The organism is Actinacidiphila guanduensis (genome assembly GCF_900103985.1).
GTDB classification, from domain to species: domain Bacteria; phylum Actinomycetota; class Actinomycetes; order Streptomycetales; family Streptomycetaceae; genus Actinacidiphila; species Actinacidiphila guanduensis.
Genome location: NZ_FNIE01000012.1, coordinates 189,261 through 212,184, shown reverse-complemented (window position 1 = coordinate 212,184; position 22,924 = coordinate 189,261). Strand labels below are relative to the sequence as shown.

Annotated in this window: 12 protein-coding genes; 6 read left to right on the top strand and 6 right to left on the bottom strand. The window is 73.7% G+C overall.

What is annotated here, in order from left to right:
* Positions 1-210 precede the first annotated feature (210 nt).
* Together BLR33_RS25470 and BLR33_RS25465 are read left to right on the top strand one after the other, a co-directional pair.
* Positions 211-1,368, top strand: coding sequence for a Gfo/Idh/MocA family protein (locus BLR33_RS25470; protein ID WP_245771665.1), 1,158 nt, complete (start codon positions 211-213; stop codon positions 1,366-1,368).
* A gap of 42 nt (positions 1,369-1,410) precedes the next feature.
* The gene (locus BLR33_RS25465) at positions 1,411-2,418 is read left to right on the top strand and encodes a sugar phosphate isomerase/epimerase family protein (protein WP_093786934.1); all 1,008 of its coding nucleotides are present in this window, start codon (positions 1,411-1,413) and stop codon (positions 2,416-2,418) included.
* A gap of 279 nt (positions 2,419-2,697) precedes the next feature.
* On the opposite strand, the gene BLR33_RS25460 is transcribed toward BLR33_RS25465, so the two are convergent.
* The 6 genes from BLR33_RS25460 to BLR33_RS25435 all read right to left on the bottom strand — a co-directional run bounded on the left by BLR33_RS25460 (position 2,698) and on the right by BLR33_RS25435 (position 18,554).
* The gene (locus BLR33_RS25460; protein ID WP_093786933.1) at positions 2,698-6,708 is read right to left on the bottom strand and encodes a glycoside hydrolase family 2 protein; all 4,011 of its coding nucleotides are present in this window, start codon (positions 6,706-6,708) and stop codon (positions 2,698-2,700) included.
* A 174-nt stretch (positions 6,709-6,882) separates the two neighbouring features.
* Entirely contained in the window at positions 6,883-10,539 is a 3,657-nt protein-coding gene (locus tag BLR33_RS25455) for a glycoside hydrolase family 3 C-terminal domain-containing protein (protein WP_218136699.1), read from the bottom strand.
* 222 nt (positions 10,540-10,761) lie between these two features.
* Complete coding sequence (locus BLR33_RS25450) at positions 10,762-13,032, bottom strand: ROK family protein (protein ID WP_245771657.1); 2,271 nt, start codon at positions 13,030-13,032, stop codon at positions 10,762-10,764.
* Positions 13,025-16,081, bottom strand: a complete 3,057-nt coding sequence (locus tag BLR33_RS25445; RefSeq protein ID WP_093786932.1) for an alpha-mannosidase — start codon at positions 16,079-16,081, stop codon at positions 13,025-13,027. The genes BLR33_RS25450 and BLR33_RS25445 overlap by 8 nt, the downstream gene beginning before the upstream one ends.
* A gap of 234 nt (positions 16,082-16,315) precedes the next feature.
* Complete coding sequence (locus BLR33_RS25440; protein WP_176930461.1) at positions 16,316-17,599, bottom strand: enolase C-terminal domain-like protein; 1,284 nt, start codon at positions 17,597-17,599, stop codon at positions 16,316-16,318.
* A gap of 172 nt (positions 17,600-17,771) precedes the next feature.
* Positions 17,772-18,554 carry an IclR family transcriptional regulator gene (locus BLR33_RS25435; protein WP_245771656.1) on the bottom strand — a complete coding sequence of 261 codons (783 nt, stop codon included), beginning with the start codon at positions 18,552-18,554 and terminating at the stop codon, positions 17,772-17,774.
* A gap of 282 nt (positions 18,555-18,836) precedes the next feature.
* On the opposite strand from BLR33_RS25435, the gene BLR33_RS25430 reads away from it, so the two are divergent.
* From BLR33_RS25430 to BLR33_RS25415, 4 genes are read left to right on the top strand one after another with little or no spacing between them, the layout of a single operon-like run.
* Positions 18,837-20,168 (top strand): ABC transporter substrate-binding protein, encoded by a 1,332-nt coding sequence (locus BLR33_RS25430; RefSeq protein ID WP_176930459.1) that lies wholly within the window; start codon positions 18,837-18,839, stop codon positions 20,166-20,168.
* Entirely contained in the window at positions 20,165-21,196 is a 1,032-nt protein-coding gene (locus BLR33_RS25425) for a carbohydrate ABC transporter permease (RefSeq protein ID WP_245771655.1), read from the top strand. The genes BLR33_RS25430 and BLR33_RS25425 overlap by 4 nt, the downstream gene beginning before the upstream one ends.
* Positions 21,193-22,089 carry a carbohydrate ABC transporter permease gene (locus BLR33_RS25420; RefSeq protein ID WP_093786928.1) on the top strand — a complete coding sequence of 299 codons (897 nt, stop codon included), beginning with the start codon at positions 21,193-21,195 and terminating at the stop codon, positions 22,087-22,089. The genes BLR33_RS25425 and BLR33_RS25420 overlap by 4 nt, the downstream gene beginning before the upstream one ends.
* Positions 22,089-22,922 (top strand): NAD-dependent epimerase/dehydratase family protein, encoded by an 834-nt coding sequence (locus BLR33_RS25415; protein ID WP_093786927.1) that lies wholly within the window; start codon positions 22,089-22,091, stop codon positions 22,920-22,922. Before BLR33_RS25420 ends, BLR33_RS25415 begins: the two co-directional genes overlap by 1 nt.
* The last annotated feature ends 2 nt before the right edge of the window (positions 22,923-22,924 follow it).

Here is a 22,924-nt window from a genome sequence, read left to right as displayed (position 1 = left end):
CTTGACTTATGACAAAGTTCAGGCAGAAACTCACGAACTGTTCTATCCAACACGAAGAGTTTCAGTCGATGCCGGATGAATAACGATTGGGACGGGCCGCCAGGAGGAGCCACCTTGCCCACGCATCCCGCGCCATCCACGCCACCCCCGCCGCCCCCGCCGCCCCCGCCCTCCCCTGCCGGCGTCGGCGCGCCGCCCCTGCGGGTCGGCATGGTCGGCCACGCCTTCATGGGCGCCGCCCACTCCCACGCCTGGCGCACCGCCGGCCGCTTCTTCGACCTGCCGCGCCCGGTCGAGCTGACCGCGGTCTGCGGCCGCGACGCCGCGGCGGTCGCGAAGTCCGCCGAACGCTACGGCTGGGCCTCCTTCGAGACCGACTGGCGGGCGCTGGTCGAGCGGAGCGACATCGACGTGGTGGACGTCTGCACGCCCGGCGACAGCCACGCCGAGATCGCCCTGGCTGCCCTGGCGGCGGGCAAGCACGTGCTGTGCGAGAAGCCGCTGGCCAACTCCGTGGCGGAGGCGGCGCGGATGGCGCAGGCCGCCGAGACGGCCCGGGCCGGCGGCGTCCGCTCGATGGTGGGCTTCAACTACCGCCGGGTGCCCGCGCTCGCGCTCGCCCGCCGGCTCATCGCCGACGGCCGGCTCGGCCGCATCCACCAGGTACGCGCGCAGTACCTCCAGGACTGGCTGGTGGACCCGCAGTTCCCGCTCGCCTGGCGGCTGCGCAAGGAGCAGGCCGGCTCCGGCGCCCTGGGCGACCTGGGCGCGCACAGCATCGACGCGGCCCAGTACCTGACCGGGCAGGCCATCTCCTCGGTGGGCGCCCTGCTGGAGACCTTCGTCACCGAGCGGCCCCTGCCCGCCAGCGCCAGCGGCCTGTCCGGCACCGCCTCGGCGGAGCGCGGCGCGGTCACGGTGGACGACGCCGCGGTGTTCACCGCGCGCTTCGAGGGCGGCGCGATCGGGGTGTTCGAGGCGACCAGGTTCGCCACCGGGCACAAGAACGCGATGCGGATCGAGGTCAGCGGCTCGCTGGGCAGCATCGCCTTCGACGCCGAGGCGATGAACGAGCTGGCCTTCCACGACCGCACCGAGGACTCCGCCACGGCCGGCTTCCGCCGCATCCTGGCCACCGAGCCCGAGCACCCCTACGCCGGTGCCTGGTGGCCGCCCGGGCATCTGCTCGGCTACGAGCACACCTTCACCCACCAGGTGCGCGACTTCGTCACCGCGGTGGCCGCGGGCGAGGACCCGCACCCGTCCTTCGCCGAGGGCCTGCAGGTCCAGCGGGTGCTGGCGGCGGTGGAGGCGAGCGCGGCGGCGCTGGGCGTCCACATCCCCGTGGACGCCCCCGGGACGCGCTGAGCGCCCCACCCCCACCGACCGGCCCGACGCCTGGAGGACGCCATGGCCCGACCCGTCACCCTGTTCACCGGCCAGTTCGCCGACCTGCCGTTCACCGAGGTGTGCCGGCTCGCCTCGCAGTGGGGCTACGACGGCCTGGAGATCGCCTGCTGGGGCGACCACTTCGACATCGAGGCGGCGCTGTCCGACGACGCCTATCTGCCGCGGCTGCGCGAGACCCTGGAGCGCCACAGGCTGCGCTGCTGGACCATCTCCTGCCACCTGACCGGCCAGGCGGTGTGCGACCACCCGATCGACGAGCGCCACAAGGGCATCCTGCCGGCCAGGATCTGGGGCGACGGGGAGCCGGAAGGGGTGCGGCAGCGCGCCGCGGAGGAGATCCGCAACACCGCGCGGGCCGCGGCGGCTTTCGGGGTCGACACGGTCGTCGGCTTCACCGGGTCGTCGATCTGGCACACCGTGGCGATGTTCCCGCCGGTGCCGCCGGAGATGATCGAGCGCGGATACCAGGACTTCGCCGACCGGTGGAACCCGATCCTGGACGTCTTCGACGAGGTCGGGGTGCGCTTCGCGCACGAGGTGCACCCCAGCGAGATCGCCTACGACTACTGGACGACGGTGCGCACCCTGGAGGCCATCGGCCACCGGCCCGCCTTCGGCCTGAACTTCGACCCGAGCCACTTCGTCTGGCAGGACCTCGACCCGGTCGGCTTCCTGTGGGACTTCAAGGACCGCATCTACCACGTGGACTGCAAGGAGTCCGTCAAGCAGCTGAACGGGCGAAACGGCCGGCTGGGCTCCCATCTGCCGTGGGGCGATCCGCGCCGCGGATGGGATTTCGTGTCCACCGGCCACGGCGACGTGCCCTGGGAGCCGGTCTTCCGCATGCTCAACAGCATCGGCTACGACGGGCCGATCTCGGTGGAGTGGGAGGACGCGGGGATGGACCGCGCCCTGGGCGCCCCGCAGGCCCTGGCGCACGTGCGCGCCCTGGCGGCGATCGAGCCGCCCGCGGCTTCCTTCGACTCCGCCTTCAGCTCGTCCTCCTGACGCCCTGAGGCCCCCGATGTCCTGACTGCCCGAGGCCCCCGGCTTCCGGGGTCCGCGGGCACCGGGCCGCCGCAGCACCGCGCGCGGCCGCCCGCACGAAGACCGGCGCTCCGGCGCGCCGCCCGGGTCAGGGGGTTACGCGCCGGAGCGCCCTTGTGCGCGGTGGGGCGGGCCGGGCGGACCCCCATGGCCCCGCACCGCCCCCGCCCGGCGCGCCCCGGGTGCCGCTGCCGGCGGCGGGTCCTGACCACCGCCGCCGGCAGGCTCGTCGGCGGCCGGCTACTGGACCGCGTACACGTAGATCTCGTGCACCGACAGGTACAGCCCGGCGGCCTTGGTGTTGACGACCTTCAGGTAGCGCGCGTCCACCGGGTCGAAGGTGAGCGTCATGACGCCGCCCGCGGTGTAGGGCGCGGTGTCGGACAGGCTCAGCACCGTGGTCCAGGCCGCGTTGTCGGTGGAGACCATCAGATCGGCCGCACCGGGTACGTCGCCGCTGGAGGCGGAGGCGTCCCAGACGATCTTGTCGATGGTGTGCGGCGCGCCGAGGTCGAGCCCGTAGTACATGCCCGGCTGCCGCAGGGCGTCGCTGCTCCAGCGGGTGCTGGGGTTGCGGTCGAAGGCGTCGGCGGGGTTGCCGCTCGCCGGGTTGGTGAAGCCCTTCCAGCCGGTGGTGGGCAGTTCGCCGGAGCCGGAGCCCGCCGCGAAGGCGGCGCCCAGGCTCGCGGCCAGCACCGCGGCCAGGCCCACCTGGGTCGGCAGGGCGTTGCGCGTCGGCCACTGCAGCTGGTCGACCACCACCCGGCCCTTGCCCCGGCTGGTGTGCCACAGCACGCTGGAGGCGGTGAAGCCGACCGTGCTGTGGGCCGCCTTGCCGTACTTCGTCTGCTCGTTGCCGGAGCTGAACTGGCTCCAGGACACGGCCCTGGCGTCGGCCGCGCTGGTGCCGCCGCGCGCGGTCAGGCCGTAGCCGGCGAGCGCGCTGCCGGCGCCGGGCCAGTCAAGGTCGGCGTTGCTGATGCCGCCGGTGAGCGGGGAGCGGCCGGTGACCACCGCGCCGTGCTGGTGGTCGGCGTCCAGGGCGGTGAGTGCGGCGCCCGAGGGCAGGAAGCCGGCCACGGCGGGCAGCGTGTCCGGGGTGGCTCCGTTGATCCACAGCGTGCCGCCGGCCTCCAGCCAGGTGCCGACCGCGCCGGCGGCCGCCTTCAGCGAGGCCAGTTGCGTGTCGTTGCCCGCCGAGGCGTCCACCAGCAGGATGTCGGCGGCCTGCAGGGCGGCGTCGTCCACGGCCGCTATGACGGTGACGTCGGCGCCCGCCGCCTTCAGGGTGAGGGCGGCCGCGCCCTTGGCGTCGGAGGTCAGGACGCCGAGACGGCCGGTCGGCTGCGCCGGGGCGGCCACGTAGCCGAGCAGGTTGCGCAGGAGGCGGGCCGCGACCGGCTCGGCGGCCTGGGCGGCCACCACCGGGTACTGGCACAGCACGTAGCGGCCCTTGTCGAAGCGGGCCTCGGCGAGCGCGCCGGCGGCCAGCGCGGGGCCCGCGTCGGCGAGCGAGAGCAGGCTGCCGAAGCGCGGCTTGAGCAGCAGGGTGGACACGACCGACTCGTCGTCGGTGTGCCACCAGCGCAGGTCGTCGGCGCCGATGCCGGCCAGCACCGGGTGGTGCGGGGCGGCCACGTGCGTGACGGTCTGCCGGCTGCCGATGGTGAACTGCGGCCAGGGCAGCAGCTGCGGGAAGGCGCTCTGCGCGAGCACCAGCACCTGGCCGCCGGCCGCGGCGAACGCGGCCACCGCGGTGCGGTCGTCCTCGCTCACCGTCGGCCCGGCCCCCTCGGCGACGACCAGCACCTCGCCGGAGGCCGGGTCGGGCAGCGCGGACAGGTCGGGCAGGGTGCGGGCGGTGGCACCCAGGGCGGACAGCGCCTGCGTGGTGGCGGCGCCCGAACCGCCCTCCAGGACGGCGGCCTTGAGCGGGGCTGCGAGGCGCGCGGCGGGCGCCGGGTGCAGGCTCAGCGCGATCTCGTCGGTGAAGGAGCCGCCGCCGGAGACGGTGATCTTCAACGTGGCGGCGGTGTCCTGGCGCACGGTGGGCAGCGCCAGCTTCGCTGTCACCGTGGTGCGCCCGGTGGCCGGCACCGTGGTTTTCGCCGAACCCCTGCGGGTGGGGATGCCCTTGCCGGAAAGGCTCCAGGCGACGGTGAGCTTCTGGGCGGCGGCGGTGTCGTTGCAGACCATCAGGTCCTTGGCGAGGGTGGTGCCGCCGAAGTAGTGGGTGCGGTAGTCCAGGGCGAGCGCGGCGACCGGCTGGAAGACGCGGACCACCGCGTCGTGGATGGGGTTGGGCCGGTAGTCGGGCAGGCCGCGCTGGAAGCCGGGGTTGAGGGTGGCGGCGAACGGCCCGACGCGCTTCAGGCGCGGCCCGGAGCCGCTCTTGTCCGCCTGGGGCACCGAGGTGCCGTCGAAGGGCAGCGGCTGCATGCCGTACCAGACGGTGTTCCAGGGCGAGATGGCGGTGATCCCGGCGTAGCGGAAGCCCTCGATCTGGGCCCGGACGGTCAGCGCGTGGGCCGACCACAGCCCGTCCAGGTCGGCGTAGGCCGCCGAGCCGCCGAGGGTGCTGACGTCGGAGGGGTTGGCGTAGTACATGGAGCTGAACTCGCTGATGAGGAAGGGCTTCTTGCGGTCCCATTCGTCACCGCGGGACTGGCCGGGGGCCAGCGCGCGGGCCGACTCGGGGATCGCGGTGCTGCCGGTGGTGATCTCCAGGGGGTAGTGGGTGCTGCGCAGGTCGCCCGCGCCCTGCGGGTCGCCGTCGCCCTCGAAGTAGACCGGGCGGGTGGTGTCCTCGGCGAGCACGGCGGGCTTGAGGGCGGCCACCTGCGGGGCCCAGCTCTGGCCGAAGGCGGCCAGCATCTCGTTCTCCGCGCTCCAGGCGATGATCGAGGGGTGGTTGCGGTCGCGCACCACCCGCGCGCGGAGATGGGTGGCGCAGTTGTCCCAGAAGTCGGCGGCGTTCATGGCGTAGTTGCCCGACGAGCCGTAGATGCCGGACTCGCCGACGATCATCATGCCCAGCTCGTCGGCCACGTCGTAGTAGACCGGCGGGTAGGGCATGGCGTGCAGCCGCATGTAGTTGACGCCGGCGGCCATCGCCATCGTCATCCACAGCTCGGCGTAGGCCCGGCTGTTCTGGATCGAGCCCATGTAGTGCCAGGAGTCGCCGCGCAGGAGCTGGGGCTCGCCGTTGAGCAGCAGGGCCGGGCCGTCCACGGTGACCTCGCGGAAGCCGAACCGCTCCACGGTGGAGTCCAGCACGGGGCCGCCGCGGGCGGCGCGGACGTCGATCCGCAGCTCGTACAGGTGCGGGTCGGCCGGGCTCCACAGCCGCGGGCTGCGCCAGCCGGCCGACTCCTCCACGGTGGCGGTGCCGCCGGCGGGCACGGTCACCACGCGGCTGAGCCGCATCACCTGGCGGGCGCCGTCCCAGACGGTGTGGTCCACCCGCACGGCGGTGTCGGCGGCCGAGTCGTTGCGCAGGCCGGTGGTGGCGCCGAAGGTGCGGTCGGTGACGGAGGTGGTGACCGCGGTGCCGGCCACCGAGACGGGGTTGCGGGCCAGCAGCCAGACGTCCTGCCAGATGCCGGCCGCCTCCTGGCCCCACCAGGAGCCCGCGGGGTGGTGGTAGCCGTCGGACTGCCGGGCGGCGGCGCCGGGCGAACGCACCAGCAGGTGGACGGTGTTGGCGCCGCCGAAGACGGTCTGGTCGGTGATGTCGGCCTCGAAGGGCAGCAGCCCTTCCAGGTGGTGGGCGACCTGCGTGCCGTTGACGAAGACGGTGGTCTCGAAGTTGACCGCCTCGAAGCGCAGCACGATCCGCTGCCCCTTCGCCGAGGCCGGCACGGTGACGCTGCGCCGGTACCAGGCGGTGTCGGCGGTGGTCCACTCGGCGGGCGTCCCGAAGAGGTCGTAGGCGTGCCAGGCGGTGGCGAAGGGGCCGGAGTCCATGTTCCACTCGGCCGGCACCGGAATGGCGGCCCAGCCGTCCTGCGGCGGCGGGTAGGCGGCGCCGGCGGCCGCGGGCTGGAAGTCCCAGGTGCCGTTGAGCGAGCGCAGGACCCTGGCACCGCCGGTTCTCGGGGCCGAGGCGGGGGCGGTTCCGGGAGCGGCGACAGCGCGGGCGCTGCCGAGCGGTTGCAGGGCGAGGGCGGCCGCGGTGGCGGCGCCGATGCCGAGGAGGTGGCGGCGCGTCGGGACCAGGGCGGAGCTGGGGTTCTCGTGCGGGGTGTCCATGGTTCCTTCCGTGTGCGTGCCCGTCCGGCGGATTCCGGACAGGGGGCGGCCCGGGGTCGTGCGGGCAAGGGGTGTTCCGGCGCGTTCCGCGGGTGTTTCCGAGGGTGGGGGCACGCCGAAGGGGGCCGGTCGCGGCGCTGCGGCCGGCCCCGGGGTTCGGTGGCGGTGGTGCGGTCAGCCGCCGATGCCCACCGAGAAGATGTGCATGGCGACCTGGTGGTCGACCACGCCGTCGCTCACGTGCGGCAGCGTGAGGGCCTGCACGGTCTTGCCGGGTTGCAGGTCGACGGTGGCGGCGTAGATGTGGACGTTCTGGTTCTGCTGCCCGCCGCCGTTGTTGAGGTAGGGCGTGGTGGCGGCGATGTCGCTGCCCTGGGAGGGCGTGGTGGACCACCAGTCGGCGAGCGCCAGCGCGTAGGTCTGCGTGGTGCCGTCGGTGTAGAGGATGGTGCCGCTGCCGGAGGTGGCGCCGAAGGCGCTGGCGCCCACGAAGCCGAGCTTCGCGCCGGAGCCGCTGATCTTGACCGCCTCGCCGGTGGCCACCGCGTTGTCGGGGTCGCCGGTGCCGGCCGTGGCCGGCCAGGCGAAGGGGATCCCGTCGTGCACGGTGGTCTTCCCGGGTGTCCAGCCGGCCGCCTGGAGCGCCTGGGCGGAGAAGCTGGCGCCTTCGCCGTCGAGGTTGCCGGTCTTGGTGTTGCTGTCGTCGCTGATACCGGAGTTGGTGAAGGCGGCGGTCAGCGAGGCGTAGGGCACGGTGACCGGCGCGTCGGCGGTGTAGCTGCCGGTCGGGGCGGTGACGGTGGCGTTCAGGGTGAAGGAGGCCGGGTCGGTGCCCGCGGGGATGGTGACGTGCCAGGTGGTGGTGACCTTCTGGCCGGGGCCGACCTGGTCGAAGGAGGCCGGGGTGGTGGCCGTCACGGTCCAGCCGTCGGGCGCCTTGAGGTCGGCCGTGACGCCGGTCGCCGCCTGGGCGCTGCCGTTGGTGTAGCTGGTGGTGGCGGTCAGGGTGGTGCCGGCGTCGGCGATGGGCGGCGCGTCCAGGCCCGCGGTGTTGCGGACGACGACGGGCGCGGAGCCGGTGACCCCGCCGACGGTGGCCGAGATGGTGGCAACGCCGTCGGCGACGGCGTGCACGGTGCCGTTGCGGTCCACGGTGGCCACGGCCGGGTTGCTGCTCCTGTAGGTGGCCTTGGTGGTCTTCAGGTCCACGAAGGACTGGTCGTTGTTCACCGCCTCCACCACGCCGTCCGCGGTCAGCGAGGTGTCGCGCTGTTCCTTGGCGTGGTCGGTGTCGTCCTTGATCCACTTGTTCTTCGCGGTGAGGCTGAAGGTGTCGCCGGCGTTGTACACGACGTTCTCCGGCTGCACGGTGACGTACTGGACCTTCGGCTTCAGGCTGCCGGTGATCCTCACGTCGGCGTGGCCGGCCGGGTGGGCGGAGTCCGGGCCGACCTGGAAGCGGTAGCGGCCGTCGTAGACCACCTGCCGGGAGGAGCCGGCGTCCCAGAAGGACAGGTCGGCGGCCTTCACCGTCAAGGTGAGGTGCTGCGTCTGCCCCGGCCCCAGCACCTTGGTCTTCGCGAAGCCCGCCAGCCGCTCCTTGGGCAGTTCCACGCCCTGGACGGTGAACGGGGTGGCCGCGTACAGCTCGGCGACGGTGGCGCCGGCCGTCTTCCCGGTGTTGGTGACGTCGACGTGCACCTTGACCTGGCCGTTCGCGGTGATCTGGGTCTTGTTCGCCGTGATGCCGGTGAAGGAGAAGGTGCTGTAGCTCAGGCCGTAGCCGAAGGGGTAGGTCGGCGTGCCGGTGAAGTACTGGTAGGTGCGGCCGAGCCCGTCGGTCTCGGCGGGGGTCAGGCCGTAGTTCTGCTTGTCGGGCAGCTGCGAGTCGTCCTTGTACCAGGTGAAGTTCAGGTGCCCCGAGGGGTTCTGCTTCCCGAAGAGCACGTCGGCCAGCGCGGTGCCCTGGGCCTGGCCGTTGTAGCCGCTGAAGACGATGGCGGGCACCTTGGCCTGGACGTCGCCGAGATCGACCGGGCCGTCGGACTGGATGACCAGGGCGAGCTTGTCGTTGCCGAGGGCGGCGGTCTGGTCGACCAGCGAGTCGTAGTTGCCGGGCATCGCCAGGCTGGTGCGGTCCTTGCCCTCGTCGGCGTTGGCCTGGCTGGTGCCGACGAACAGGACGACCAGGTCGGCCGAGGCGATGTCCGCCTTGGTCTTGTCGCTGAGCACGGCGGGCGAGGTGGCGGTGGAGGAGGTGCCGGCGGCGTCGAAGACCACCGAGGCGGTCGGGTCGGCGGCGTGCACCTCGTCCTCGATGCCCTGCACCGGGCTCGTGGTGTGGTCCGGCTGGCCGGAGTACAGGCCCAGCGAGGTGGTGTTCGCCATGTCGCCGAGGATGACGACCTTCTTCGCCTTCGCCGGGTCCGCCGGCAGCAGCCGGCCGCCGCCGGAGGGCAGCTTGTCGTTCTTCAGCAGCACGAGCGAGTTGTCGGCGACCTTGGCGGCCAGCGCCTGGTGGGCGGGGCTCTCGATCTGGTCCTTGGTGATCTTGGTGTACGGGACCTTGCCCGCCGGGTCGAACTCGCCGGTCTCCATGCGGATGGTGAAGACCTTCACCAGGGCGTTGTCGATCACGCCCTCGCTGAGCACGCCGGCCTTGATCGCGGCCTCGATGTTGGCGGTGGTGGCCTCGTCGCCGGTGCAGTTCAGGTCGGTGCCGGCCCGCAGCGAGTACGCCTCGGCGCCGGCCTGGCCGGGCACGGTGGTGCCGGTCGCGGTCTCGGTCCAGGTCGGGTTGTCCGGGTCGTGGTCGGTGGTCCAGCCGGGCGGCGCCCAGTCGTGGCCGCCGGGGAACTGCCGCCAGTTGGTGCCGACGGCACCGCAGTCGGAGGTGATGTAGCCGCCGAACCCGTAGGTGCGCTGGGCGAGTTCGTTGGTGGTGTAGGTGTCCGAGGTGGACGGCGTGCCGTTGATCGCGTTGTACGACGTCATCAGGCCCGCCACGTGGGCCTGTTCGATCAGGTCGCGGAACTGCGCGGTGTAGTAGTCGCGCAGGTCGGTGTCGTTGACGTCGGAGCTGATGCCGGTGCGGTTGTCCTCGACGTTGTTGAGCGCGTAGTGCTTGGCGGTCGCGGCGACCTTCAGGTAGCCGGTCTGCGAGGTGCCGTCCTGGGTGTTGCCCTCGTAGCCGTCGATGAACTGGCCGGCCATCTGGCCCACGAAGTACGGGTCCTCGCCGAACGCCTCGTCGGTGCGGCCCCAGCGCGGGTCGCGGTCGAGGTTGACGGTGGGCGCCCAGTAGGTGAGGGAGCCGTAGTCGTCGGCGGAGGGGCCAAGGTTGTTCTGCCCGGTGCCGAAGAGCGACTTGTCGACGAAGCCGCGGGCCTCGTCGGAGATCGCGGTGCTCTCCTGGTACATCAGGTCCTTGTCCCAGGACATGGACGAGGCGAAGTTGGTGGGGAAGCTCGTGGAGTGCACCCCGCCCTGCACGCCGCCGTTGTTTTGGTCGGCGCCCAGGCTGTTGACGCCGTGCTGGCCCTCGCTCCAGTACGTGTACTGCTGCACGCCGAGCCGGGGGATGGCCGGTCCGCTGTTGGTGCTGAGCTGCTGCACCTTCTCCTGGAGCGTCATCCGGGAGACGAGGTCCGCGGCCCGCTCCTGGAAGGAGTAATCGGTATCCAGGTAGATCGGCGTCGCCGCGGTGGCGCGCGGCGCCTGGGCCAGGGCCGCGCCGCCCGACGCGGCGCTCAGCCCCACCGCGCACACCAGCGCGCATGCCGCGGCGAGCCCTGCCCGCCTGCGCTTTCGCTTGTCCATGCTGCTGTCCATGCTGCCTCCGTCGTCCGGGGAGTGCCGTGAGGTGCTGCAAGGTGCTGCGAGGTGCAGGTAGCGCCATGAAGTTTGGTGCAAGTCCGAAGAAACCAAGCGGCCCGGGTTCTTCAGTTCGGCAGTTTGTGGTCAGTTTTGACTCAACGTCAAGAGCCGGGACGCGATCGGCTTCCCAGGTTTTGCCGGATGACGGCAAAATCCCCACGCGGCCGCGAAACGGCGTCAGATGCGGTCGCGGGTGCGCAACCGGGGGGTGAACGTGGCGTGGAAGATGGTCGACGCCGCGCCGACCGCGGCCGCCTCCGCGCTGAGCACCGAGGGCTCGACCTCCACCCGGCGCAGCCGGCGCGCGGTGGGGAAGTCGTTGACCACCCGGCGGATCTCGGCCAGGTAGTAGTCCGCGGTGTCCTCGGTGAAGAACGGCCCGCCGAGCACGATGAGGTCGATGTCGAGGAGGTCCACCAGGCCGAGCGCGCCGCGCCCGACCGCGCCGGCCACCTCCCGCAGTGCCGCCCGCGCCGCGCCGTCGCCGGCCGCGGCCGCCCGCCCCACCTCGCGGTAGGCGGCGGTGCTGCCGCGCACCGGGGCCGAGGCCGGCAGGCCGCGCCTGGCGGCGAACTCCGGTACGGAGACCGGCGGGTTGCACTCGGGGACCATCTGCGGCCGCCCGTCGGGCCCGGTGCGGCCCAGCGCGATCGCGCACAGCTGGCCGAACTCCCCCGCGTTGGCGCTCACCCCGCGGTACAGGTCGCCGTTGAGGTAGAGCCCGGAGCCGACGCCGGTGCCCAGGTAGAGGTAGGCGAAGTCGCGGGCCCTGCGGTCGCGGCCGATCCAGCGCTCGCCGGCGGCCGCGGCCAGCGAGTCCTTCTCGATGATCACCGGGCAGGGGAAGTGGTCCTTGAGGAGGTAGAGCAGCGGCAGGTCGTTCCACGCCGACAGCAGCGGCGGGCCGAGCACCGTGCCCGAGGCGATGTCCACCGGGCCCGGCACGGCGACCCCGATCCCGAGGAACCCCTCCTCGGGCACCGAGCCCTGGGCCTTGGCCAGCGCCTCGCGGCCGAGGGCCACCACCTGCGCCACGAACTCCCCCGGGGCGGCGGCCGCGTCGACCGGCCGGGTGCAGGTGCACACGATCGCGCCGTCCAGGTCGATCACGGTGGCGGTGAGCACCTCGGGGTCGATGTGCAGGCCGAGCGCGTGGGCCGCGGTGCCGCGCAGCCGCACCGGGGTGCGCGGCTTGCCGGAGGTGGCCCGGCGCTGGGCGTCCTCCACGAGGATGCCTCGGTCGATCAGCGAGCGGGCGATGCGCGAGACGGACTGCTGGGTGAGCCCGGTGCGGTGGGCGATCTCGCCGCGGGTGATGGTGCCCGACAGCCGCACCGACTCGATCACCACGCACTCGTTGAACGAGCCGAGGTCGATCTGGTTGACTCCGCTGGCCGCGGCGGGCGCGGGCCCGGCGGCCTCGGCGGCCGGCTGGGGCGCGGGCCGCAGGTGCCCGGCCACGCTCTCGCGCAGCCAGCGCACCGGCCCGCCGTCCCGGCCGAGGGCGGCCACCAGGTCCAGGTAGACCCGCCGCGAGGACTCGGGGTGGCGAGTGGAGTCCAGGGCGGCCATGGCCGTCACGAAGCTGCGCCAGGCCGCGCCCGCGGGCAGCAGGTGCGCGGTGACGGTGCGGCCGGGGCCGACGGTGTACGGCGCCGGGTCCCGGCCCGCCGCCCCGCCGGCCGCGGTGTCCCACAGGGTGACCGCGTGCAGGGCGATGTCCGGGTGGCGGGCCGCGGCCTCGGCGAGGAAGGCGGCCAGGTCCGCGCTGGAGGCGCGGGGCGGGCGGTCGGCGGCGGCCGGGCGCAGCCCTTCCAGCGCGCGGGAGAGCCCGGCGAGCACGTCCTCGCCGATCACGATGGCGGCCGCCGCCGGTGCGGCGGTGTCCGGCGAAGCGGCGCCGCGGGTGCCGGCGAGCAGCACGGCCCGGTCGGCGTCGGCGTACACGCCCATCACCCACACGTCGGCGCCGGGCAGTGGCGGCCGGGTGGGCACGCGGGGCCCGTCGGCGAGGTTCCAGCGGCGGCGGACGGCGGCCACCGTGGCGTGGGACAGGCCCAGTTCGCGGGCGATGGCGCGGCTGGCGCCCGAGCCGCCGGGCGCGAGCAGCGCGCGGGTGACGACCTCGGCCTCGTCCACGGTGACCGGCCGCCCGGTGCGCGGCCGCTGCTCCAGGCCGGCCAGGCCCGCGCTCTGCCAGCGGTGCCGCCAGGTGCCCACGGTCTGCCGGGACACCCCGAGCCGGCGGGCGATCTCGGCGTCGCGCAGCCCTGCCCCGGCGAGCAGCACCACCCGCGCCCGCACGGCCAGCGGCCCTCCCCCGCGGGCCCATTCGCGCAGCGCCGCCTCCTGCGGGGAGCCCTCGCCCGGCCGTGCGGTGCCCTCGCTTCCGGTCGCAGCGGGCGGGCGGCCGGTGGTGCGGGCGGGTTCGGGCACGCGGTCAGGCACGGGACTCCCCGGGGGTGAGGCGGAGGGTGAGGATCTGGAAGGGCCGCAGGGTGAGGGGCGCGCCGCCGGGGTGGCGGGCGATCGGGCTCTCCAGCAGGTCGGTCTCGTGGACGGCGGCGACGGGGAAGCCCGCGGTGAGCGCGGCGCAGGCCCGGCCGCCGCGGGACTCGTAGAGGCGGACGACGACGTCGCCGCTGCGGTCGTCGGCGAGCTTGACGGTCTCCACCACGACGTCCGGGTGGTCCACGGCCACCAGCGGGGGCTGCGCGGGGGCGTCGGGGCCGGGGCGCAGCGGGAGGCCGAGCGCGTAGCCCTCGGCGAGGGCGTCGCCGATGTCCGCACCCGGCCGCAGGGTGTGCCGGACGCAGTGCGGGCCGCGGTCGGCGTGCGGGTCGGGGTGGTGGGGAGCGCGCAGCAGGGTGGCGCGCAGCACCGTGGTGGTGCCGCCGTCGCCGCGGGTGTGCCGGGCGGCGTCGTAGCCGTAGCCGCCGTCGCCGGCCAAGGCCACGCCGAAGCCGTGCTCGCCGACGTGCACCCAGCGGTGGGCGGCGGCCTCGCGGCCGGCCGGGCCGGTGTCCGCGTTGTCGTGGGTGGGCCGCCGCACGTGGCCGAACTGCGTCTCGGCGCTGGTGTGTTCGGCGTGCACGTCCAGCTCCCAGGCGGCCTTGAGCAGCATGTCCCGCTCCCGCCAGTCGACTTCGGTGTCGATCGCCAGGGCGTGGGCCCCCGCGGTCAGCACGAGGTCCTGGACGACGGTGGAGCGGCCGGTGCCGCGCACCACGCGCACGGCGGCCAGCAGCGGGCCGTGCTCGCGCGCCTCGACCCGCTGGGCGGCGGTGAGGTCGCGGCCGCCGCGGGGGTCGAGGTGCAGGGCGCTGGGGCCCGCGGGCTCGTCGCGGTGGAGCTGCAGCAGGTTGCCCGCGCCGCCGGGGGCGATGGCCTCGCGGCCGGAGGGCAGGTGGACCGCCGAGCGGACCAGCCCGTCGGCGTCGACGCGCACCCGCAGCAGCCCGTTGTCCAGCACGTGGCCGCCGTCCGGTTCCGCGGTGAGGGTGACGGGCGGCAGCGGGCCGAGCGGGAGGCCGGCGGGGCCGGCGCCGAGGGCGGGTGCCTGCGCGAGGACGGCGCTGCGGCCGTCGGCGAGCAACTGCGCGCCGGGCAGCGGGCGCGCCTCGGGCCCGCGGACGACGACCTCGCGCCGGGCGAAGGGGGCCGCGTTGAGCACCTGGGCGCCCTCGGCGTCGCCGACGGCCCGCCGCACCAGCTTCTCCAGCCGGCGCCGCACCACGCGGTGGGTCTGCTCGGCCTCCTCGTGCACCCAGGCGATCGAGGCACCGGACAGGATGCCGCGGCTCTGCTGGAGCAGCACCAGCTTCCACAGCCGTTCCAACTCCTCGTAGGGGTACGGAATGCCGTGCCGTACAGCGGCGGCCGCCGACCACAGCTCCGCCTCGTGCAGCAGCGCCTCGCAGCGCCGGTTGCCCTGCTTGGTGCGGAGCTGGCCGGTGTAGCCCCCGGCGCGGGCGGCGAGGTCCAACCCGCCGCGCCAGACGGGGGCTTGCGGGCGCTGCTCGCCGGCGGCGCGGAAGAACGCCGAGGGGGTGCGCAGGGCGACGCGGGGGGCGCCGTCGAGGTCGGCGTAGCGCCGGGCGCGCTCCAGCATCGCCCGATCGGGGCCGGATCCCTCGCGGCCGAAGGGCAGCAGCGAGGCGGTGGCGGTGCCCTTGTCGGCGAATCCGGCCACGGCACCGATGAGGTGATGTGCCGTCAGATCGCTTGCGTCCGGGGCGAGATGGGCGAGGAGCGAGGTGCCGTCCAGGCCCTCCCAGCGGAAGGTGTGGTGCGGTGGCGCGGCAGCGCGGGCTTCCTCCGGCCGCCGGGCGAGCAGCCAGCGGGCGCCGGCCAGGGCGGCGAGCTGCGGGAGGGCGGCGGAGGCGCCGGTGTCGCCCGGCAGCCAGAGGCCGTCCGGTTCGGTGCCCAGCTCGTCGCGGAAGTAGCGGCGGCCGAGGACGAGTTGGCGGACCAGCGCCTCGCCGCCGGCCAGTTCGGTGTCGGCCTCGACCCACATCCCGCCCACCGGCGCCCAGGCCCCGTCGGCGACCGCCTTGCGGACCCGCTCGAAGACGTGCGGGTGGTGCTCCTGGGTCCAGGCGTAGTGCTGGGCGGAGCCGGCCGCGACCACCAGGCCCGGGTACTCCTCGGTGAGTTGGGCCATGGTGCTGAAGGCGCGCGCGCTCCTGCGCACGCTCTCGCGCACCGGCCACAGCGGGGCGGGACCTGCGGGGGCGTGGCCGACCGCGGCGAAGGTGTGCGCGCTGTCGTGGGCCCGGCGGGCGAGCACGGGGGCGAGCAGGGCGCGCGCCTCGGCGGCGGTGCGGGCCACCGACCGCGGATCGACCGCGTCCACCGCCCGCTCCAGCGCGGTGCGGATCTCGTGCCGCCGGGGCAGGGTGTCGGGCAGGGCGAGCATCAGCGCGTGCAGGGCCTCGACGTCGTGGACGAGCTGCCACACCTCCTCGTCGCGCACCGCGAGATCGGCGCGGCCCAGCCGGAAGAGCGGGGTGTCGCCGGCGGTGGCGGGGTCGCCGTAGCGCCGTGCCGCGCCGTCCTCGATCCGCGGGTTGGCGGCCGCCTCGACCAGCAGGCGGACCGCGCGGCCGCCGGTGGCGGACAGGGCGACGGGCACGGCGGGCAGGTGCGGGTGCAGGCCCTGCAGCGGGATGCCGTGCGCGTCGTGGACGAGACCTTCGGCGCTGCCGGACGGTCCGGAGCCGAGGTCGATCAGCGCCTCGACCCGGCGGCCCGCCCACCGCTCGGGCACGGTGCCGCTGACGGCGAACCAGGTGGTGGCCCACGGTCTGCCCCACGCCTCGCCGGGGGCGAAGGGCGTGTACTCGGCGCGCAGCGCGACCGCGGCGGGGACCGGCTCGCCCGGGATGTGCCAGGCGCCGATGTCCAGGGGCAGGCGCTGCGGGTGGATGGCGGGGCGCAGCTTCTCGGTGAGGAACGCGGCTATGCGCTGCTCGCTCGACGCAATCCGGTCATGCATGGGCAGCCCTTCCTGTCCAGCTGGTTCCCGCCATGTAAAACCCTGTGTGTTATCAAGTCAACGGGTCTTTCCATTCCTGCTTTCATGACCACTGTGACCTGCGGAAACATTCACGTCAGGCCATTTCCGGGACATCCGCGGAATACGGTGGACGATAATTCGCCTGACACAGGGAAAACACGAAACCGGCGGGTGCGGCAGCTCGCCTGTCGCACCCGCCGGGCCGCGTTCCGGTCAGGGCCGATGCACGCTGCCGTCGGTGGCGCGCAGCAGCGCCCAGCGGTCGTGCTCCAGAGGGTCGGGCACCGGGTACCGCGCGGCCGCCGCCTCGTCGAAGTCGACGCCGTGGCCGGGGAGTTCGGAGGGCACCAGGCCGCCGTCGCGGGCGGTGGGGGTGCCGGGGTAGACCTCGTGCACCGGCGGCCGGAAGACCGCGGCCTCCTGCACACCGAAGGCGTGGCTGGAGATGTCCAGGGCCAAGGTGGCCGCCTGGGCGATCGGGCTGACATCGGCGGGGCCGTGCGGGGCGAGCCGCACCCCGCGCAGCTCGCAGAGCGCGGCGATCTTGCGGGCGGGGGTCAGGCCGCCCAGGGTGGGCACGCGGACGCGGGCGAAGTCGATGTCGGGGGCGAGCAGCAGGGCGGTGAACTGCGCCGGGTCGTGGAAGAGTTCGCCCACCGCGAGCGGCACCGGGGAGGCGTCGTGCAGCCGCTTGAAGTGCCCGGCGTCCTCGGGTGCGAGCAGGTCCTCCACGAAGTACAGCCGGGCGTCCTCCACCCGGCGCAGGAACTCCCGGGCCTGCCGCGGGTCCAGCCGCTCGTGCACGTCGTGCAGCAACTCGACGTCGTCGCCGACGAGTTCGCGAACCCGGGTGAGCACGCCCGGCACATACCGCAGATAGCCGGCGCTGTCCCAAGGCGCCTTGCGCGCCCGCACGGCTGCGGGGTCGGTGCCGGCGCCGTGGGTGCCGTAGGTGTCGGCGCCGGGCACGGCGGCCTGGATGCGCACATGCCGGTAGCCGCGCTCGCGGGCGGCGGCCACCTTGTCGGCGAGTTCGGCCGCGTCGGCGCCGTCGACATGGGTGTATGCCTCGGCGAAGGTGCGGACCCGGCCGCCGAGGAGCGAGTGCAGCGGGGCGCCCAGGCGCTTGGCCTTCAGGTCCCACAGCGCCACGTCGATCCCGCCGAGCGCGTTGCCGGTGACCGAACCACCGCGCCAGTAGGCGCTGTTGAGCAGCAGCCGGTGGATGTCCTCGATGTCGTCGGGGTCGCGGCCGCGCAGCATGGGGGCGGCGTAGTCGTCCAGCACCGAGCGCACCGCCAGGGTGCGCTGCGGGTCGCTCGCGCAGCCGAGCCCGTAGAGCCCGGGCTCGTTGGTCTCCACCCGGACCACCAGGTGGGGGCAGCCGTGCGGGGCGGTCAGGAAGGTGCGGACGGCCGTGATGCGAATCCTCGCGCCGCGCTGCTCGACCCAGGGGGCCGGGGCGAGCGGGGCGGGGCCGGTGTCGGCCAGTGCCATGCGGAACCCCCACATACAGATTGCAGGATGCCGTACCGAATCCCGAACGTAAGGAGGCCGGCCGGAGTTCGTCAACGGGTCTGACGAACTCCGGTCGGCCGATGCCCCCTGGGGCCAGGAGAGACGAAAGGGGTTTCCGGGGCCTTTCACTGACGGCCCATCAGGTGCTCCGTCAGTGCCGGCCCAGCCGCTTCAGCAGGGTGCTCAGCGAGTGCGCCGCTTCGGTGACGGCCTGCGCGACCTCCTCCACCCGGTCGTCGTCCATCCGGCTCTTGGGCGCCGAGCAGCTGATCGCGTCGGCCCCCTGGCCGTCGCCGAGCGGCACCGCGACGCAGCGGATGTCCACCGAGTTCTCCCCGTCGTCCACCGCCCAGCCGCGCAGCCGGCTCTCGGCGAGCTGGGCCAGGAACTCCTTGGGATCGACCACCGTGTCGGGCGTCAGCCGCTCCAGCGGCCAGTCCAGCCGCCGCTGCACCTCGGCCGGGTCGTACTGCGAGAGCACCGCCTTGCCCAGCGCCGTGGCGTGCGCCGGCAGCCGGCGGCCGACCGCGGAGTACATCCGCAGGGCGTGCCGCGACTCGCGTTTGGCCAGGTAGACGACGTGCGTGCCGTCCAGCCTGCCCAGGTGCACCGCCTCGCCGGTCTCCTCGGCGAGCGCGTCGAGCACGGGGCCGGCCAGACTCGTGACGTCGTCGCCCTCCAGGTAGGCGGTACCGGTCAGCAGGGCCTTGAGACCCAGACCGTAGCGGGTGCCCGACGGGTCGAGGTCCACCCAGCCGCGCGCCTGCATCGTCCGCAGGATCGCGTGCAGGCTGCTCTTGGGGACGGCCATCGCGGCCGCCATCTCGGCCAGCGACAGCCGCGCGCCGTCGGCGCCCAGCAGTTCCAGCACCTCCAGCACCCGTGCCGCGGACTTGACCTCTTCCGGCCTGCGCCCGCGCCCCGTGTCAGCCACCGGTTCCACTGCTCCTCCACTCCCCGCGCTCCCCGCACCCGCCGGCACCGGCCCCATGCCGGCTCCGCGGTGCCCGAATCTCTCGTCGCGGCACGCGCCTTGACGCTATATCAAACCCCGCCGTAAGTTCAGGTACTCCAACGCCATTCGGCCTTCTGAACGTTCGATCGCGAGGCAGGGGCTATGCGTATACCTTTTGCGGCACCTTCTGCACGAACTCTCCCAAGAAGCACCGGCCGGCGGCGCAGGACCGGGTTCGCCGCGGCGGCGGTCGTCACCGCTTTGTCGCTGGCGCCGATCGTGGCCTGCGGCGGCTCCTCCGGTTCCTCGGGCGGCGGCAAAACGCTGGAGATGTGGACCTTCAAGCAGTCCCACGTCGCCGGACTGCGGGCCGCGGCCGCGCAGTTCGCCAAGCAGACCGGCATCACCGTGAAGATCCAGGCGTACGGGCCGGACGACGCCTACACCACCAAGGTCCAGGCCGCCGCCAAGACCCACAACCTCCCCGACGTGCTGGAGGTGCACTCCGACGGCGAGGACCTCGCCCTGGGCGCCGCCGGGATCGCCACGGACATCTCGGGCGACGTCGGCAGCGACTGGAGCGGCCTGTTCCAGAAGGGTGTGCAGTCCTCCGGGACCGTCACCGCCGAGCGCTACAAGGAGTCCCTGCCCAGCGACTCCAAGTCCCACGGCGTCAAACAGGGCCAGCGCTTCAGCGTGCCCTTCACCTCGGGCACCTTCGGCATCGTCTTCGGCAACAAGGCCAAGCTCGCCGCCGCCGGGATCACCCGGCCGCCGGCCAGCTACGAGCAGTGGCTCGCCGACCTGAAGGCCACCAAGGCCAAGGACGGCGCCTCGGGCGGGGTGAGCCTCGGCCTGAAGGTCCGCGCCACCGGCCTGACCTGGGTGCTCCAGCCGCTCGCCTTCTCCCTGCTCGGCACGGACGGCTACCACGCCCTGTTCGGCCAGGACCCCGCCACCGACTTCGCCTCCGCAGCCGGCCGCGAGGTGCTCTCGCTCTACGACCGCCTCCAGCCCTACTGGATGCCCGGCACCCAGGTGCTCGACATCGACGCGGCCGACCAGGCGTTCGCCCAGGGCAAGTCCGACTGGGACATCGGCGGCACCTTCACCCTGGCCTTCCTCCAGCAGAACGGCATGAACCCCGACGACGTCATGGCCTTCGGCATCCCCGGCCCGGCCGCGGGCGCCGTGCCGAAGCCGGCGCTCGGCCCGCTGGCACTGACCGGGCTGACCGTCGCCTCCACCAGCTCGCACCGCGCCGAGGCGGAGAAGTGGATGCGCTTCCTGTCCCAGCCGTCGGTCGCCTCCGCCTTCGCCAAGGCAGCCACCGAGGTGCCGGCCACCGAACTCGGCCCGGACGCCACCCAGGTGATGGGCCCCACCCTCGCCGGCATGACCAAGACGTTCGAGGGCACGCCGCAGACCACCTACGACCCGAGCGACAGCTCCTTCCGCGCCCCCGGCTACGACCAGGACTCCATGAGCGACATCCTCGCCGACCTCACCCCGCTGGCCCAGAAGGGCGTGGCCCCGACCGCCAAGGCGATGGCCGAGCTCAACGACTCCTTCTGGAAGAACGCGAAGAAGTGACCCCCCTCTCCCACGGGCTCCCCCGCCCCGCCGCCACGACGGGCCCGGTCCCGGCCGGCCGGGACCCCGCCGGCTCCGGCCCGAAGGCCCGCCCCGCCGCCACGGCGGCGCCCCCACCGCGCCGCTCCCCGCGCCGCGGCCGCGAGGCCCTGTCCGGCTGGCTGTTCGTCGCCCCCGCGCTGGCCCTCTTCCTCCTGATGGGCCTCTACACCGTCGGCTACGGCTTCCTGCTCAGCTTCGCCCAGTGGAACGGCTTCGCCCCGCACTGGACCTGGGTCGGCGTCCAGAACTACAAGGACCTGCTGTGGGCCAACCCGCTGTACGCGCCCCGGGTGCGCAACGCGGCCGCCCACACCCTCTACGTCATGGTCGCCGTGCCGCTGCTGACCGTCGCCGTCTCCTTCCCGCTCGCGGTGCTGCTCAACTCCGCCCGGCGGATGCAGTCCCTGCTGCGTTCGGTGTACTTCGTGCCCTACGTGACCAGCGGCATCGCCGTCTTCTTCGCCTGGCAGTACATCCTGCAGCCGGACGGCGCGGTCAACACGCTGCTGAAGTCCCTGGGTCTCGGCTCGCTCGCCCAGCCGCAGGGCTGGCTGGGCAACCCGCACACCGCGCTGCCCACCATGATCGTGGTGACGGTGTGGCTGGCCGTGCCGGTGGCGATGCTGCTGTACCTGACGGGGCTGCAGGGCATCGACCGCAGTGTGCTGGAGGCCGCGCAGCTGGACGGCGCCGGCTGGTGGCGCACCAACGCCTCCGTGGTGTGGCCGCTGCTGCGGCCGATCACGCTGGTCGTGGTGCTGCTCAACCTGCGCGACTCGCTGCAGGGCTTCCAGACCTTCCTGGTGATGACCAACGGCGGCCCCGGCGACCACACCAACGTGCTCGGCCTTGAGGCCTACCGGCTGGCCTTCCTGAAGGACCTCGCCCCGACCCTGGGCGTGGCCAGCGCGCTCGGCTGGCTGCTCTTCGCCGCCGCCCTGGTGCTCGCCCTGGTCAACCTCCGACTGCTGCGGAGCAGGACATGACCACGATCCCCCTCGACCGGGCCGCGAAGCCGCGCGGCCGCACCGCCCCACCCGGCTCCGGCGGCGCCCTGGTCCGCAAGGCCGGCGCCAGGACCGTCGTCGCGGTGCTGCTCGCGCTGTACGGGCTGGTGAGCGTCTACCCGTTCCTGTGGATGATCTCGGCCGCCTTCAAGGACCAGGTCGAGGTGGTCCGCGGCGGCCACCTCATCCCCCACCACCCGACCCTGCACACCCTGACCACCACCTGGAACCAGCTGCACTTCTTCCGCTACTTCGTCAACAGCCTCGAAGTGACCGCGATGACGGTGGTGCTCACGCTCGCGGTCTACGCGGCGGCCGGCTACGCCTTCGCGGTGCTGGACTTCCCCGGCCGCGGCGCGCTGCAGAAGCTCTTCATCGCGCTGCTGTTCGTACCCGGCGTCACCGTGATGCTGCCGATCGTGCTGCTGGAGGACAAGCTGCACGTGCTGGGCACCCACATCGGCCTGGTGCTGCCCTTCGTCAACGGCGGCGCACCGATGTCGGTACTGCTGATGACCGGCGCATTCGCCGCGATCCCCAGGGAACTGCGGGACTCCGCGCGGGTGGACGGGGCCAACGAGTTCGCCGTCTTCAGCCGGATCTACCTGCCGCTGGCCCGGCCCGCCCTGATCACGGTGGCGCTGCTGACCGCGATCCCGACCTGGAACGAGTACCTGCTCACCCGGGTCTCCCTCAACGACCCGCACACCTTCACCCTGCCGCTCGGCCTGCAGACGCTCGCCTCGGAGAACGTGCCGCACTACAACGAGCTGATGGCCGGCGCGCTCATCGTCGTCGTCCCCGTGGTGCTGCTCTTCGTCTGCCTCCAGCGGTACTTCGTCGGCGGCCTGGTCGGGGCGGTGAAGGGCTGATGCGGGTACTCGTCACCGGCGCCGCCGGGCACATCGGCCGGCACACCGCCGCCGAACTGCTCGCCGCCGGCCACGAGGTGGTGCTCACCGACCTCCTGCCGGCCGACGAGCCGCAGGCGCTGCGGGTGCACACCGGCGACCTCCAGGACCCCGAGCTGGTCCGCGCCGCCATGGCGGGCGTGGACGCGGTGGTCCACCTCGGGGCGATCCCGCACCCCAACGTGCCCGACCCGAGCGCCCTGTTCGCGCACAACTGCCACACCGCGCACCGGGTGCTGGAGGAGGCCGGGCGGGCCGGGGTGCGCCGGGTGGTGGCCGCCTCCAGCATGGCCGCGGTGGGTCTGGCCTGGTCGCCGGTGCCGCTCTCACCGGCCTATGTGCCGCTGGACGAGGCGCACCCGGTGCTGGTCCGCGACCCGTACGGGCTGTCCAAACTGGTGCTGGAGGAGACCGCCCGCGCCGCTCACCGCCGCTTCGGCACGGACACCGTCTGCCTGCGCTTCCCCTTCACCGGCAACGGCGAGCGCCTGGCGCGCTTCCTGGCCGCCTGCGCCGCCGACCCCGCCGCCCAGCGGCACGACCTGTGGGGCTGGCTGCACACCCTGGACGCGGCGGCGGCAATCCGCCACGCCCTGGAGCGCGACCTGTCCGGCGCCCACGTCGTGGGCGTCACCGCACCCGACACCACCTCGACGCTGCCCTCCGCCGAACTGATGGCGGCGCACCATCCCGGCGTGCCCCTGCGCCCCGGCGTCACCGGACACGCCACGCTCTTCGACAGGACCGTCTGCACCGACCTGCTGGGCTTCACCCCCGCCCGCACCTGGCGTTGAGA